Here is a 14,652-nt window from a genome sequence, read left to right as displayed (position 1 = left end):
ATGAGTGACAACCTGAAGAACCTCTCCGACGCCGGCGTCTCCATCTGGCTCGACGACGTGAGCCGCGAGCGCCTGCGCTCGGGCAACCTCGCCGACCTGGTGCAGAACTCCAACGTCGTCGGCGTGACCTCCAACCCGACCATCTTCGCCAACGCGCTGAGCAAGGGCGACGCCTACGACGCCCAGCTCCGCGAGCTCGCCGTGCGCGGCGTCAGCGTCGAGGAGGCCTCCCGGGCCGTCCCCGCCTACGACATCCGCTGGGCCTGCGACGTGCTGCGGCCGGTCTTCGACCGCACCGACGGCGTCGACGGCCGGGTGTCGATCGAGGTCGACCCCCGCCTGGCGCGCAAGACCGAGCCGACCATCGCCGAGGCCAAGGCCCTGTGGTGGCAGGTCGACCGGCCGAACCTGATGGTCAAGATCCCGGCGACCCGCGAGGGCCTGCCCGCGATCACCGCGGTGCTGGCCGAGGGCATCAGCGTCAACGTCACGCTGATCTTCTCGCTGGAGCGCTACGGCGAGGTCATCGACGCCTTCTTCGCCGGCCTGGAGCAGGCCCGCGCGAACGGCCACGACGTGCACGGGATCGAGTCGGTGGCGTCGTTCTTCGTGTCCCGCGTGGACACCGAGATCGACAAGCGGCTGGAGAAGCTCGGCAAGGGCGGGCTGAAGAGCAAGGCCGGCGTCGCCAACGCCCAGCTCGCCTACGAGCTGTACGAGCAGAAGTTCGCCTCGGACCGCTGGAAGGCCCTGGCCGACGCCGGAGCCCGCCCGCAGCGCCCGCTGTGGGCCTCCACCGGCGTCAAGGACCCGGCGCTGCCCGACACGCTCTACGTCACCGAACTCGTCGCGCCGGGCACCGTCAACACGATGCCGGAGGCGACGCTGAAGGCTGCCGCCGACCACGCGCAGATCACCGGCGACACCGTCACCGGCTCCTACGCGGCGGCCCACGCGGTCTTCGCCGAGCTGAAGGACGCCGGCATCGACTACGACGACGTCGTCCGCGTCCTCGAGGACGAGGGCGTCGACAAGTTCGAGGTCTCCTGGAACCAGTTGCTGGACACCCTGAAGACCGAGCTGGAGGCCAAGGCGTGACCTCTGTCGTCACGGCGGCGGCGGGAGTCTCGGTCACCGTGCGCGGTGACGCCGTGGAGGAGACCGAGAGCATGCTCCAGCGGCTCTCCTCCGACGGAGTCCCCGCGGCGCTCGCGGCCAGGAACACCCATCTGTGGGGTCCTGACGCGGTGGCCGAGGCGGAGCGGCGGCTCGGGTGGCTCGATCTGCCCGAGACGTCGCGCGCGCTGGTCGAGCCGCTCGCGCGGCTCGCCGAGGAGTACCGGGCCGAGGGCCTGGACCGCTTCGTGCTCGCGGGCATGGGCGGGTCCTCGCTGGCCGCCGAGGTGATCACCAGGACGGCCGGCGTCGCGCTGACCGTGCTGGACGGCACCGACCCCCATCAGGTCGGCCGGGTGATCACCGAGGAGCCGGCGCGCACCGTCGTCGTCGTGGCGTCCAAGAGCGGCGGCACCATCGAGACCGACAGCCACCGGCGGGTCTTCGAGGCGGCCTTCGCCGAGGCCGGGATCACCGGGGACGCGCTGCGCCACCGGTTCGTCGTGGTCACCGATCCGGGCTCGCCGCTGGAGAACAGCGCGCGCCAGGCCGGGTACCACGTGGTCCTGTCCGACCCGGACGTCGGCGGGCGCTACAGCGCGCTGACGGCGTTCGGCCTCGTCCCGTCGGCCCTGGCCGGGGCCGACGTGGGCGCGCTGCTGGACGAGGCGGCGGCGCTCGCGCCGACGCTCCGCCAGCCGTACGACAACCCGGCGCTCGCGCTCGGCGCGGCGCTGGGCACCGCGGCCTCCGCGGGCCGCGACAAGCTGCTCATCGCCGACAACGGCTCCGGCCTCACCGGGTTCGGCGCGTGGGCCGAACAGCTCCTCGCCGAGTCCACCGGCAAGGACGGCGGGGGCATCCTGCCCGTCGTCGTGGAGGGCGTCGAGGCGCCGGGGTTCGCGCCCGCGCCCGACGTGCGCGGCGCGGTCCTCGGCGACTACGAGTCCGCGGCGCTCGCCGTGAAGGGCCCGCTCGGCGGGCAGTTCCTGCTGTGGGAGTACGCGACCGCGGTCGCCGGGCGGGTCCTCGGGATCAACCCGTTCGACCAGCCCGACGTCCAGGAGTCCAAGGACCGCACCGCGGAACTCCTCGACGCCTTCGAGACCGAGGGCGAGGCGGCGCTGGAGGACACCGCGCCCTACCTCGTCGACGGGGCCGTCGAGATCCACCCCGGCGGGGCGTTCGCGCCAGGCCCCGCAGAGCGCCCGGCGGACCTGGGCGAGGCGCTCGACGCGGTGCTGCGCGCCGTGCCCGACCGCGGCTACCTCGCCGTCATGGCCTACCTCGACCGCACCGGCGACGACGCCGAGGCGGCCGGGCTGCGCGCGCTGCTCGCGCTGCGAGCCGAGCGCCTGAGGCGGCCCGTGCCCGTCACCTTCGGGTGGGGGCCCCGGTTCCTGCACTCCACAGGCCAGTACCACAAGGGCGGCCCCCGGAACGGCGTCTTCCTCCAGCTGACCGGCGCCGTGTCCCGGGACGTCCCGGTGCCGGGCCGCCCCTACACCTTCGGGACGCTCCAGGCGGCGCAGGCCGCGGGCGATCTGCGGGCGCTGCGCGCACGCGGCATGCCCGCCGTGCGGCTCCACCTGCGCGATCGCGCCGAGGGACTGGCGCAACTGCTGGACGCACTGAAAAACTGAACCCGGCGGCGCGAGGCGGATCCGGGCGGAGGCCCGGGAACGTGCCAAGCGCCCGCCGCCGCAAGACCGGTCGATCCCCTCCTTGACCGCCACCTTTGATCGAAACGCAGGAAAGGGACGGGCATGCCTTCGCCCGCAGAACTGATCGGGATCGACGGGAATCCGCTCCGCGATCCCCGTGACAAGAGACTTCCCCGCGTCGCCGGGCCCAGCGTGCTGGTGCTGTTCGGCGTCACCGGCGACCTGTCGCGCAAGAAGCTGCTTCCGGCCATCTACGACCTGGCCAACCGCGGACTGCTGCCCCCGGGCTTCTCGCTCGTCGGGTTCGCCCGGCGCGACTGGGAGAACCAGGACTTCCGGCAGGTCGCCTACGAGGCGGTCAAGCAGCACGCGCGCACGCCGTTCCGCGAGGACGTCTGGCGCCACCTGTCGGAGGGCATGCACTTCGTCCCCGGCGAGTTCAACGACCCCGGCGCCTTCGACACGCTGGCCCTGGCCGTCAAGGAGCTCGACGAGACGCGCGGCACCGGCGGGAACTACGCGTTCTACCTGTCGATCCCGCCGAAGTTCTTCGACGTCGTGGTCGAGCAGCTCCAGCGCAGCGGCCTCGCGGAACGTTCCGAGAGCAGCTTCCGCCGGGTCGTCATCGAGAAGCCCTTCGGCCACGACCTGAAGAGCGCGCGCGAGCTCAACAACATCGTGCACCGGGTCTTCCCCGAGGAGTCGATCTTCCGGATCGACCACTACCTCGGCAAGGAGACCGTCCAGAACATCCTGGCGCTGCGCTTCGCCAACACCATGTTCGAGCCGATCTGGAACCGGAGCTACGTCGACCACGTGCAGATCACCATGGCCGAGGACATCGGCATCGGCGGCCGGGCCGGGTACTACGACGGGATCGGCGCGGCCCGCGACGTCATCCAGAACCACCTGCTGCAACTGCTCGCGCTCACCGCGATGGAGGAGCCGACGTCGTTCAGCGCCGAGGCAGTCCGCGCGGAGAAGGCCAAGGTGCTCTCCTCGGTGCGGCTGCCCGAGGGCGACCTCGGCCGCTCCAGCGCGCGCGGCCAGTACGCGGCGGGCTGGCAGGGCGGCGTCGACGTCAAGGGCTACCTGGAGGAGGACGGCATCCCGTCGAACTCCACCACCGAGACGTACGCGGCCATCAAGCTGGAGATCGACTCGCGGCGCTGGGCCGGCGTCCCCTGGTACCTGCGCACCGGCAAGCGGCTGTCGCGCCGCGCCACCGAGGTCGCGATGATGTTCCAGAAGGCCCCGCACCTGCCGTTCTCGCACACCGAGACCGAGGAGCTCGGCCAGAACTCCCTGGTCTTCCGCATCCAGCCCGACGAGGGCATCACCATGCGGTTCGGCTCCAAGGTGCCCGGCACGGCCATGGAGGTCCGCGACGTCAACATGGACTTCGCCTACGGGGAGTCCTTCACCGAGTCGTCCCCCGAGGCCTACGAGCGGCTGATCCTCGACGTCCTCATCGGCGACCCGCCCCTTTTCCCGCGCCAGGAGGAGGTCGAGCTGTCCTGGCAGATCCTCGACCCGGTCGAGGAGTACTGGGCCGGCCACGGCCGCCCCGACCAGTACAAGTCCGGCGGATACGGGCCGAAGTCCTCGGACCTCATGATGAAGCGCGACGGCCGCGCCTGGCGGAGGATCTGACGTGAACATCGACCTCACCGCGACCACCACGCGGAAGATCCAGGAGTCCCTCACCCAGGCCCGGCACCAGATGGGCGGCCCCGCCGTCGGCATGGTGCTGACCCTGGTGATCGTCACCGACGAGTCGGCCCAGTACGACTCGCTGCGCGCGGCCACCGAGGCGGCGCGCGAGCACCCCTGCCGGGTGCTGACGGTCATCTCGCGCGACGCCCGGGGCAGCTCGTCCCGGCTGGACGCCGAGATCCGGATCGGCGAGACCGGTCCGGGCGAGACGGTCCTCCTGCGCATGTACGGGCCGCTCGCCCAGCACGCCGACTCGGTCGTGCTGCCGCTGCTGGTGCCGGACGCGCCCGTCGTCACCTGGTGGCCCGGACAGGCGCCGCCCAACCCTTCGGACGACCCGCTGGGCGCGCTCGCGCAGCGCCGCGTCACGGACTCCTACGCGGGCATGGACAGGCTCGGCACGCTCATCCAGCTCGACAAGGCCTACGAGCCCGGGGACACCGACTTCTCCTGGACCCGGCTCACCCCGTGGCGCACGCTCCTGGCCTCCGCGCTGGACCAGCCGTCCGCGCCGATCCTGTCGGCCGAGGTGCAGGCCGAACCCGACAGCCCGAGCGCGGAGCTGCTGGCGTCCTGGCTCAGCGGGCGGCTGAACGTGCCGGCCTCGCGCAGCACGTCCGGCGGCCCCGGCATCACCGCGGTCCTCCTGCAGACCGCCGAAGGCCCCATCGCGGTGACCCGGCCCGACGGCCGCGTCGCCACGCTCGCCCGGCCGGGCCAGCCCGACCGGCAGGTCGCGCTGCACCGGCGGCCGATGTCGGAGCTGCTGGCCGAGGAGCTGCGGCGGCTCGACCCGGACGAGGTCTACCACGACGCCGTCTCCCGGTTCGACCGCGCCTACACCGCGGTGCCCGCGGAGCCGGCCGAGGAGCAGAACGGCGAAGAGGCGGGCGAAGCCGCGGCGGGCGGGCAGCCCAAGCCGCGCGCGACGCGCAGGAAGGCGGGATCGTGAGCGCACCGAAGATCATCGTCCATGAGAGCGCGGACCTGCTCGCCAAGGCCGTCGCGGCCCGGCTGATCACGAGGATCGTCGACGTCCAGGCCGTGCGGGGCGAGGCCTCGATCGTGCTGACGGGCGGGACCATCGGGATCGCGCTGCTCGCCGAGGTCGCCGCCTCGCCCGCCCGCGACGCCGTCGACTGGGCCAAGGTCGACGTGTGGTGGGGCGACGAGCGGTTCGTGCCCGAGGGCGACCCCGACCGCAACGCGCTCCAGGCCCGGGAGGCGCTGCTCGACGCGGTGCCGCTGGACCCCGCGCGGGTCCACCCGATGCCGGCCTCCGACGGCCCCGACGGCGCGGACGTGGAGGCGGCCGCCGCACGGCACGCCGCCGAGCTGCGCGCCGCCGCGAAGCCGCAGGACGCGCTGGAGGCCCCGTCGTTCGACGTGCTCATGCTCGGCGTCGGCCCGGACGCGCACATCGCGTCGCTGTTCCCGGGACTGCCCGGCGTCCTTGAGGACAAGCGCACCGTCATCGCGGTGCACGACTCCCCCAAGCCGCCGCCCACCCGCGTGTCGCTCACCGTCCCGGTGATCCAGGCGGCCCGCGAGGTCTGGGTCGTCGCCGCCGGCGAAGGCAAGTCCGACGCCATCCGCCTCGGCCTGTCGGGCGCCTCCCCTTCGGAGGCCCCCGTCGCGACCGCCCAGGGCCGCGAGGAGACCCTCTACCTGCTCGACAGGGCCGCGGCTGCCCAGCTGCCCTAGCGCGCTCTTCTCCGGCGCCCTTCGCTCACTGAGCGAGGGGCGCCGTCGTGTTCCCGCCGACTTCCTCCGCCGCCTCCGGAGGCACGATCCAGAACTCGCGCCCGTTCGTGTAGCCCATCAGCGGCCGGCCCAGCGCGGCCGACGTTCGGCTCGTGACCTCCCGGAACGCCGCCTGCAGCTCCTCGGTCCACGCGCTGATCCGGAACCTGCCGCTCTCGGCGAGGTGCTGCGCGACGACGGGCACCATGCTCGCGATGAACCGCTCGGTCTCCGCGGCGCTCATGGGTTCAGACATGCCCCGCACTGTAGTGGAATCCCACCGATTCCCAGGGAGCGCCGAAGGCGCGCCCGATCACCAGCCGTCCCGTAGGCCCCCAGGGCCGGAGGGACGGCCAGAAGCACGAAAAACGCTGATGAGGCGCCAGGCTTCGTCTGCGGTGGGTGGGATGTCGGAGAAGTCGCCGTATTGGGCGACGATCTCCAGGGCCGTCTCCGGGTGTTGCAGGGCGGCGACGCGGACGGCGGCCTGGAGTTCGGTGGCGGTCCAGAAGCGGAACGGGACCGTGCCTTCGGCGGTGCGGACGCGGGTGGGGCCGCCCGGACGGGTCGGCGGTTCGGTGACGCGGATGACGACGTGGTCGTCGACCATCTGGGTGAGCGGGTCGAGCGGGGTCTCCAGGGAGCCCCAGGTGACGTCGGCGGTGACGCCGTCGCGCTCGGCCGTCCACGTCGTGGTGGTGGAGGAGTCTTTGCCGAGGCGGTCGGCGGGGTGGCTCATCTCCAGGATGTAGACGCCGCCGTCGGCGAGGTGCGCGGCGGCGCGATGGAAGTGGGCGGCGAAGGCGTCGAGGGTGTGCAGGTGCGCGGTGCTGTCCAGCATCGTGATCACCAGATCGAACCGCTCGCGAAGCGCGAAGTCGGTCATGTCGGCCTGGACGACGGTGAGCCGGGGCTCCTTGGCCTCGGCGTAGGCGCACATCGCGGCGTTCAGGTCGAGCGCGGTGCACGCGAGGCCCCGGCGGGCCAGTTCCCTGACGTGCTCGGCCGGGCCCGCCGCCAGCTCCAGGACGGTCCGGGGCGCCTTCCCGTGCCGGGCCGCCCAGGTCAGCAGCGCGTCCGCCTCACCTGGGACGTCGCGGAAGGCGCAGGCGAGTTCGTAGGCTTCGGGATCGTCGTAGATGGCCACCCCGCCATCGTCCCAGCCCCGCGGAGCGGCAGATCGCACAGAGCGTCCGATCACACAGAGCGTTCAATCGCCCGGAGCGGGTCGGCTAGGCGGCGGCCTGGCGCAGGTCGAGCACGATCTCCACGACGGCAGGGTCCTCGGTGCGGCGGGTCCGGCCGCCGAGCGCGGTGAGGAGCTTGCGCATCCTGGCGTTCTCGCTGAACACGCTCGCGCGCAGCTCGCCCAGTCCCTCGGCGCGGCCCAGCTCCACCAGCAGCTCGGCGAGGCGGCGGCCGATCCCCCGGTTCTGCCACGCGTCCTCGACGAGGAAGGCGAGCTCGGCGGCCCCCGCCGTGCCGTCGTACATCATGTGGCCGAGCGCGACGACCCGTCCCGACCCGTCCTCGACGGCCAGGGACAGCCCCCGGGACCGGTCGCAGAACACGTCGAACGTGCGCTGCGGCAGCGTGGGCTTGGCGCTGAAGTAGCGCAGCCGGCGGCTGGCTCCCGAGCAGCGCTCGTGCATCGCGGCGACCTCGGCCAGGTCCCCCGGGTGGAGTGTGCGGGTGGTGAGCCCCGCCGCGCCCGGGCGGGCGGCGGTCTCCGCGCCAGCGGTGATCATCGGAATCCCCCTTACTTTCTCGATTCAGTAAGAATCCCCGATGAGTGTTACAAGTGCGCGCGCCACACGTTTCCCCGCCCGGATATCCCACGTGACCTTGGTCTCCTCGGTTCCGGGCGATCGCCCAGGCGACAATCAAGCCCCCTATAAAGCAGGATGTGCCCCATGGCTTTCGTGAACGGCGCGGTCTCCCACTGGTACGGCGAGACGGGGCTGCCCGCTCCCTCGTCGCGCCTGCCGGGATCGCTGCAGGCCGACGTCTGCCTGGTCGGCGCGGGCTACACGGGCCTGTGGACCGCCTACTACCTGAAGAAGGCCCGGCCGGATCTGCGGATCGTGCTGCTGGAGAAGGAGTTCGCGGGATACGGCGCGTCGGGGCGCAACGGCGGCTGGGTCGTCGGCGAGCTGGCGGGCTCGGCGTCGGCGTACGCCGAGCGATTCGGCCGCGACTCCGTGGTCCGGCTCCAGCGGGAGATGTTCGCCTCCGTCGCGGAGGTCGTGAAGGTCGCCGCCGAGGAGGGCGTCGAGGCCGACCTCGTCCAGGACGGCCTGGTGACGGTCGCGCGCAACCGGGCGCAGCGCTGGCGGATGCGGCAGGAGATCGAGCACGCGCGCGCCTGGGGCTGGGGCGAGGAGGACCTCCGCCTGATCGAGCCCGGCGAACGGATCCGGGTCGCCGGGGCCGTCGACGCGACGTACACCCCGCACTGCGCCCGGGTGCAGCCCGCGAAGCTGGTGCGCGGCCTCGCCCGGGTCGTCCAGGACCTCGGGGTGGAGCTGTACGAGGGCACCGAGGTCACCGCGCTGCGGCCCCGGACCATCACCTCCTCGGCCGCCGCCATCACCCCGTACGGGCGCGTCACGGCCGAGTACGTCATCCGGGCCACCGAGGGGTTCACCGCGGCGTTCCGGCCGCTGCACCGCGACTGGCTGCCGATGAACAGCTCGATGATCGTCACCGAACCGCTGCCCCCTGCCGTCCTCGACCAGACGGGCTGGCACGGCGCGGAACTGCTCGGCGACATGGCCCACTACTACATGTACGCCCAGCGCACAGCCGACGACAGGATCGCCTTCGGCGGACGCGGGCGGCCCTACCGCTACGGCTCGCGGATCGACGACGCGGGCCGCACCCACGAGCGCACGGTCCGCCAGCTCCACGCGATGCTCGCCGACTTCTTCCCCGCCGCCGCGCGCGTGCCCGTCGCGCACGCCTGGTCCGGGGTCCTCGCGGTGCCGCGCGACTGGTGCTCGACCGCGGCGCTGGACCGGCGCAGCGGCCTCGGCCACGCCGGCGGATACACCGGCCACGGCGTCGCCACCGCCAATCTCGCCGGCCGGACCCTGCGCGACCTCGTCCTGAACGAGCGCACCGAACTCACCGACCTGCCGTGGGTCGGCTGGCACGTGCGGCCCTGGGAGCCCGAGCCATTGCGCTGGCTCGGCGTCCACCTCATGTACGGCCTGTACAAGCGGGCCGACGCCCGGGAGCGGGGCCTGCGCCGCACGTCGAAGATCGCCAAGGTCGCCGACCTGATCTCCGGCCGCTGACCTGATGCCGCGCACGCGCGGGTGCGCGAGCGGCACGCCCGCTGGGTAGGACCCGCGGCATGGAGTTGACGCTGATCCGGCACGGGCAGAGCACCGGCAACGTCGCGCGGGAGGAGGCGATCCACGCGGGGGCCGACACCCTCGCCGTCGCCGAACGGGACTCCGACATACCGCTGTCGCCGCTCGGCGCGCGCCAGGCCGCCGCGGCGGGCCGCCACCTGCGCGGGCTCCCGCCGCCGGACCTCGTGCTCTCCTCGCCGTACCTGCGGGCGCTGGAGACCGTGCGGATCGCGCTCGCCGCCGCGGGGCTGCCGCCGGACGTCCGCGTCGACGAGCGGCTGCGCGACCGCGACCTCGGCGTCTTCGAGGGCCTCACCCCCTCGGGCATCCGCCTCGGCTTCCCCGAGGAGCACGCCCGGCAGGCCCGCATAGGCAAGTTCTACTACCGCCCGCCGGGCGGCGAGTCCTGGACCGACGTGGCCCTACGGCTGCGCAGCCTCCTCGCCGGGCTCCCCGCCGACGGCAGGGTCCTCATCGCCACCCACGACGCGGTCATCGTCCTGTTCCGCTACATCATCGAAGGCCTCACCGAAGCCGAGGTGATGGAGATCGAGAAGGAGACGATCGCCAACGCCTCGATCTCCCACTGGCGCGAAGGACACCTCGTCGCCTACAACGACGTGTCCTTCCTCACCTCCGGCCCCGACGGCCGCCCGCTCTAGGAACTCCCCGGCCGTACCCACTGGGCCCGGTACACAGACGCTTTAAGAACCCGGCTCCACCGGGGCGCCCGCGAACCGGGCGGCCGTCGGGGACGCCGCCAGGCCGGGCGGGGCCGCGGCCAGGGCCGCCTCGATCGCCGCGACGAGGGCGCGCGCGGACTCCTCGGTGAGCTCGACCGCCACCCGCGCGGACGGCCCCAGCTCCGGCGCGGTGAAGTCGATGTTCACCGAGTGCTCCAGCGGCGCGTGGTACGGATGGTCGACGTAGACGGCGGCCTTGGTGACGGAGAACCACCCGTCCTTGCCCTTGGCGCTGCCTTCCAGCTCGGCGAACTCGGTGTGATAGGTGCACATGCGCTCAGCCTGCCACTGCCAGGTGCCGGCCGTAGAAGTCGAAGATGCGGGCCCACCCTGACACCGCCGCCTCCGGCCGGTAGGCGGGGCGGTTCACCGAGAAGAACGCGTGGCCCGCGCCCTCATAGGTGTGGAACTCGAACTCCTTGCCCAGGCCGGTGAGGACCGCCGACAGCTCCGCCGTCTCACTCGGCGCCGGGAACTTGTCGTCCGCGCCGAACAGGCCGAGCAGCGGGCAGGACAAGTCCTTCGCCAGACCCACGACCGGCGGGACCACGACGGGATAGCCGTCGGGCGAATGGGCGATGACGAACGCGCCGTAGCAGTCGACGGCCGCGTCGAGATCGAGCGAGCAGGCCGCGAGGAACGCCTGGCGACCGCCCGAGCAGAACCCGATGACGCCGACCTTGCCGTTCGAACTCGGCAGGCCCCGCAGATAGGCGGCGGCGCCCGCGACGTCCCCGACGAGCCGCTCGTCCGGAACACCCCCGTTCGCCCGGCTGGCCGCCGCGGCGTCATCCGGGTCCGCGTCCGGCGCGTCCCGAAAGTGCAGATTCGGCATGATCGCGTGGTAACCGTGCGCGGCGAACTTCCGGGTGATCTCCTTGCTGCCCTCGTCATATCCCGGCATGTGGTGCAGCACGACGACACCGCCACGCGGCTCGGCCGCCAAAGGACGGGCCAGATAGGCCTCGATCTCGTCGCCCCCATGACCGGGAAGAGGGACCGTGCCCGCCGTGAACGCGTCTGCGGATTCGATGGAGTGGCTCATCGGCCCCGGATATCAGAGATAGCCCCACCCCGTCCAACCGGCCCGCCGCCAGACCACCCGGTTCGCACAGATGGGCGGGTCATGCTGGAATGTTCCAGATCCGCCCCGACCCCGAGGAGTCTCCCCTATGCGCACGTTCGCCGATCTGGACGAATTCGCCGCCGCCGTCGGCGAAGAACTCGGCCACAGCGAGTGGCAGGAGATCACCCAGGAACAGGTGAACACGTTCGCCGACGCCACCGGCGACCACCAGTGGATCCACATCGACCCCGAACGGGCCGCCACCGAAAGCCCCTTCGGCGGCACCATCGCCCACGGCTACCTCACCCTCAGCCTGGTCACCGCCCACGTCGTCCAGATCTTCACCGTCGAGTCGCTGACCATGGTGGTGAACTTCGGCCTGAACAAGGTCCGGTTCCACACCCCTGTCACCGTCGGCTCCAAAGTCCGCGCCAAAGCCGTCCTCACCGACCTCAAGAACTCCCCCGCCGGCAAACTCGGCACGCTGAAGGTCACCATCGAGATCGACGGCCAACGCCGCCCCGCCTGCGTCGCCGAAGTCCTCGCCCTGTACCGAGACTGAGCTCTTGGCCGGCCCTCCGGCCCTGGGGGCCTGCGGGCCGGCTGTGATCGGGCGCTTTCGCGCCCTGGGCGCCCGATCACGTGAGCGGCCGCGCCTTCGGCGCTCCCTGGAAGAACTCGCCATGTCGGGTGCCTGGCGGCGGGGCCGCACAGGCTGACCGCGAAGTCCTCCATCGAGGTGCTGGGCGGGCGCGCTTCCCGCCTGGTCAGGGCAAGGGGGCCACGAGGTAGCGGGCGGGTGCGTGCCCGGGTCGGACGACGAGTTCCGTGCCGGGCTCGCCGGTGGCCAGGGTCTCCACGATCGCGGCGGCGGCATCGTCGGAGCTCAGCATTGGGACGCCGGCGGCATGGAACCGGTCTCGTGCCCCGGCGACCAGCGGGGTGTCCACCAGGCCGGGGCAGACCGCGCTGAACCGGATCTTCTCCTGTGACAGTGGTCCCGACAGCGCGCGGACCAGGCCGATGACGGCGTGCTTGGTCATCGTGTAGATCGGGTCCTGCTCGATGCCCTGGAGGGCGGCCAGTGATGCGGTGACCACGATCGACCCGCCGCCCGTACGGCGCATCAAGGGCAGTGCGGCGCGCAGCCCGTAGACGACCGAGTGCTGGTTGACGCCCACGACGGCCTGGTAGCGGTCCAGGTCCAGGGCCGCGGGGTCCTTGTCGACGGAGTTGACGCCGGCGTTGAGGACCAGCAGGTCCAACCGATCGCCCGCCCGCTCGGCCGCCCGCATCATCAGCTCCGGATCGGTCAGGTCACCGACCACCGCGCTTCCGCCGATCTGCTCGGCGACCTCTTCCACCGACGGCTTGCGGTCCACCAGCACGCACCGGACTCCGGAGGAGGCGAGCCGCCGGGCGACGGCCTCGCCGATTCCGCCTGCGGCACCGGTCACGATCGCTGTCCGACTCATGATGCCCACTCTCTCTACCTACATGTAGGTAGGTAACATACTCCAGGAGTGCAGGACATCACCGATGAACGACGATGGAAGGGATGGGCGCAGGTGAGAGGGAACGGCGGCAGGCGCGAGGAGATCCTGACGACTGCCATCCGGATGCTCGCCGAGCGAGGCTGGCGGGATACATCGCTGAACGCGATAGCCGAGCAGGTCGGTCTCACACGCCAGGGCGTTCTGCACTACTTCCCCAACAAGCAGGCGCTGCTCGCCGAGCTCCTCGACCGCCGCCAGAACCTTCACCACGCACACCTGCTCACCGACCACTCCGGCAAAGACTGGCCCGCCCAGATGGCCGAGGTCGTCTCCCACGATCACGACCACACCGGCCTCGCCCGCGCCTACAGCGTGCTGATGGCGGAGAGCGTCGTCGACGGCCATCCGGCACAAGCCCATTTCCGTGACCACTATGCCGACGTCCGCGCCCGCATGGCCGCCTCCTTCACCGAACGGTGGGGCGACCGGCTCCCCTCCGGCCTCACCCCGGCCCAGGCCGCCACCGCCCTGCTGGCGCTCCTGGACGGCATCCAGCAGCAGTGGCTCCTCGACCCCGCGCAAGAAGGCCATCCCGAGACCGTCCACGACGTCGTAGCCGTCCTGTTCGGCATGGGCCTTCGAGGAGCCTGAGCGCAGACGGCGCTAGCCGGTGGGCGCCCGGGGTAGAGGAGTCCGAGTGCAGAAATCGGCGTTAGCCGGTGGGCGCTCGGCAGGTGGGGTTGGCGGTCTGTTCGTCGGCGTCGGCCAGGGCGCGGTAGGAAGCGCAGAGACCGGTTCCCTCCTCCGCGGGAGCGATTGCCGTGCCGCCGGGCTCCCCCTTCAGACGGTCGCCGGCGGTGCGGGTGCGGAGGCGGCGCAGCATGCGGGCGTCCTGGAAGCCGACGGCGCGGGCCGCGGCCTCGACGGTGGCGCCCCGCGCGATGAGGCGCTCGGCGTGCTCGGCCCGCAGGAGCTGCTGGTAGCGCAGCGGGGTGAGGCCGGTCGCGGCGGCGAAGCGGCGGGTGAGGGTGCGGGGGCTGACCCCGGCGTGCGCGGCCAGCCCGGTCAGGGACAGCGGCTCGGCGAAGCGGGCGTCGATGAGGTCCTGCACGCGGTGGACCACCTCCGACAGGTGCGCCCGGTGCGCGAGCATCGCGCTGGCCTGCGGCTCGTCGCCGTTGCGGCGCACGTAGACGACCATCGAGCGGGCCACCCGCGCGGCGGCGGCCGGGCCGTGCCGCTCGGCCACGAGGTGGAGCGCGAGGTCGGTCCCGCTGGCGATCCCCGCCGACGTCACCACCCGGTCGTCGGCGACGAAGAGGATGTCCCGGACGACCCGTGCCTTCGGATAGCGCCGGGCCAGGTCGTCCTGGAGCGCGTGGTGGGTGGTGCAGCGGCGGCCGTCGAGCAGGCCGGCCCGGCCCAGCGCGTCCGCCCCGGCGCAGACGCTGGCGACGGTCCCGCCGCCGGCGTGGTGCGCCGCGAGGCGGCGGGCCTGCTCGGCCCCGACGGGGCTGCTGCCGTGCCAGCCGGGGACCAGCACCAGGTCGTCCGGACCGAGGGTGGGCCACTCCGTCGCGGCGGCCAGCGGGAGGCCCTGGTGCGAGGGCACCGATTCCCGGTCGGCGACGTAGTGCAGCGTGTAGCCGAGCCCGAGTCCCGCCGCCTCGGAGAACACCTGAGCCGGTCCCGCCAGGTCCAGCAGGTGAACTCCGGGCAGCAGCAGGAACACGACTTTGGGCATGATCT

16 protein-coding genes are annotated in these 14,652 nt (G+C 72.4%); 9 read left to right on the top strand and 7 right to left on the bottom strand.

The genetic code is table 11. The features are described from left to right. From tal to pgl, 5 genes are all read left to right on the top strand, one after another. Entirely contained in the window at nucleotides 1-1,098 is a 1,098-nt protein-coding gene (tal, locus tag ACYVOM_RS29775; RefSeq protein WP_460306859.1) for a transaldolase, read from the top strand. Next, entirely contained in the window at nucleotides 1,095-2,759 is a 1,665-nt protein-coding gene (locus tag ACYVOM_RS29770; RefSeq protein WP_460306858.1) for a glucose-6-phosphate isomerase, read from the top strand. The genes tal and ACYVOM_RS29770 overlap by 4 nt, the downstream gene beginning before the upstream one ends. 123 nt (nucleotides 2,760-2,882) lie before the next feature. Beyond that, entirely contained in the window at nucleotides 2,883-4,433 is a 1,551-nt protein-coding gene (zwf, locus tag ACYVOM_RS29765) for a glucose-6-phosphate dehydrogenase (protein ID WP_460306857.1), read from the top strand. Nucleotide 4,434: 1 nt separating this feature from the next. Then, nucleotides 4,435-5,448, top strand: a complete 1,014-nt coding sequence (gene opcA / locus ACYVOM_RS29760; protein ID WP_460306856.1) for a glucose-6-phosphate dehydrogenase assembly protein OpcA — start codon at nucleotides 4,435-4,437, stop codon at nucleotides 5,446-5,448. Further along, on the top strand, nucleotides 5,445-6,200 hold the full coding sequence (pgl, locus tag ACYVOM_RS29755; protein ID WP_460306855.1) for a 6-phosphogluconolactonase: 756 nt from the start codon (nucleotides 5,445-5,447) through the stop codon (nucleotides 6,198-6,200). Before opcA ends, pgl begins: the two co-directional genes overlap by 4 nt. A 25-nt stretch (nucleotides 6,201-6,225) precedes the next feature. Here the strand turns inward: pgl and ACYVOM_RS29750 are convergent, their stop codons facing one another. From ACYVOM_RS29750 to ACYVOM_RS29740, 3 genes are all read right to left on the bottom strand, one after another. After that, a complete protein-coding gene (locus ACYVOM_RS29750) occupies nucleotides 6,226-6,495 on the bottom strand; it encodes a hypothetical protein (RefSeq protein WP_460306854.1) in 270 nt (89 codons plus the stop codon). A gap of 57 nt (nucleotides 6,496-6,552) precedes the next feature. Further along, nucleotides 6,553-7,386 (bottom strand): class I SAM-dependent methyltransferase, encoded by an 834-nt coding sequence (locus ACYVOM_RS29745; RefSeq protein WP_460306853.1) that lies wholly within the window; start codon nucleotides 7,384-7,386, stop codon nucleotides 6,553-6,555. Nucleotides 7,387-7,471: 85 nt separating this feature from the next. Next, a complete protein-coding gene (locus ACYVOM_RS29740; protein WP_460306852.1) occupies nucleotides 7,472-7,987 on the bottom strand; it encodes a GNAT family N-acetyltransferase in 516 nt (171 codons plus the stop codon). A gap of 165 nt (nucleotides 7,988-8,152) precedes the next feature. Here ACYVOM_RS29740 and ACYVOM_RS29735 point away from each other — a divergent pair, with 165 nt between their 5' ends. Both ACYVOM_RS29735 and ACYVOM_RS29730 read left to right on the top strand, forming a co-directional pair. Then, nucleotides 8,153-9,538, top strand: coding sequence for an NAD(P)/FAD-dependent oxidoreductase (locus tag ACYVOM_RS29735; RefSeq protein WP_460306851.1), 1,386 nt, complete (start codon nucleotides 8,153-8,155; stop codon nucleotides 9,536-9,538). A gap of 59 nt (nucleotides 9,539-9,597) precedes the next feature. After that, a complete protein-coding gene (locus ACYVOM_RS29730) occupies nucleotides 9,598-10,260 on the top strand; it encodes a histidine phosphatase family protein (protein WP_460306850.1) in 663 nt (220 codons plus the stop codon). 42 nt (nucleotides 10,261-10,302) lie between these two features. Here the strand turns inward: ACYVOM_RS29730 and ACYVOM_RS29725 are convergent, their stop codons facing one another. After that, the gene (locus tag ACYVOM_RS29725) at nucleotides 10,303-10,614 is read right to left on the bottom strand and encodes a DUF6295 family protein (RefSeq protein ID WP_460306849.1); all 312 of its coding nucleotides are present in this window, start codon (nucleotides 10,612-10,614) and stop codon (nucleotides 10,303-10,305) included. Nucleotides 10,615-10,618: 4 nt separating this feature from the next. After that, a complete protein-coding gene (locus ACYVOM_RS29720) occupies nucleotides 10,619-11,386 on the bottom strand; it encodes a dienelactone hydrolase family protein (protein WP_460306848.1) in 768 nt (255 codons plus the stop codon). 127 nt (nucleotides 11,387-11,513) lie between these two features. On the opposite strand from ACYVOM_RS29720, the gene ACYVOM_RS29715 reads away from it, so the two are divergent. Continuing rightward, nucleotides 11,514-11,969 carry a MaoC family dehydratase gene (locus ACYVOM_RS29715; protein WP_460306847.1) on the top strand — a complete coding sequence of 152 codons (456 nt, stop codon included), beginning with the start codon at nucleotides 11,514-11,516 and terminating at the stop codon, nucleotides 11,967-11,969. 205 nt (nucleotides 11,970-12,174) lie between these two features. Here the strand turns inward: ACYVOM_RS29715 and ACYVOM_RS29710 are convergent, their stop codons facing one another. Next, on the bottom strand, nucleotides 12,175-12,882 hold the full coding sequence (locus ACYVOM_RS29710; RefSeq protein ID WP_460306846.1) for an SDR family oxidoreductase: 708 nt from the start codon (nucleotides 12,880-12,882) through the stop codon (nucleotides 12,175-12,177). 93 nt (nucleotides 12,883-12,975) lie between these two features. Here ACYVOM_RS29710 and ACYVOM_RS29705 point away from each other — a divergent pair, with 93 nt between their 5' ends. Further along, nucleotides 12,976-13,554, top strand: coding sequence for a TetR/AcrR family transcriptional regulator (locus ACYVOM_RS29705; RefSeq protein WP_460306845.1), 579 nt, complete (start codon nucleotides 12,976-12,978; stop codon nucleotides 13,552-13,554). 61 nt (nucleotides 13,555-13,615) lie between these two features. Here ACYVOM_RS29705 and ACYVOM_RS29700 read toward each other — a convergent pair whose 3' ends face one another. Beyond that, on the bottom strand, nucleotides 13,616-14,647 hold the full coding sequence (locus ACYVOM_RS29700; protein WP_460306844.1) for a GlxA family transcriptional regulator: 1,032 nt from the start codon (nucleotides 14,645-14,647) through the stop codon (nucleotides 13,616-13,618). Nucleotides 14,648-14,652: the final 5 nt, after the last annotated feature.

Source organism: Actinocorallia aurea (genome assembly GCF_054783995.1).
The sequence above is the reverse complement of the archived record's forward strand: the minus strand, read 5'-3'. Positions and strand labels throughout refer to the sequence as shown.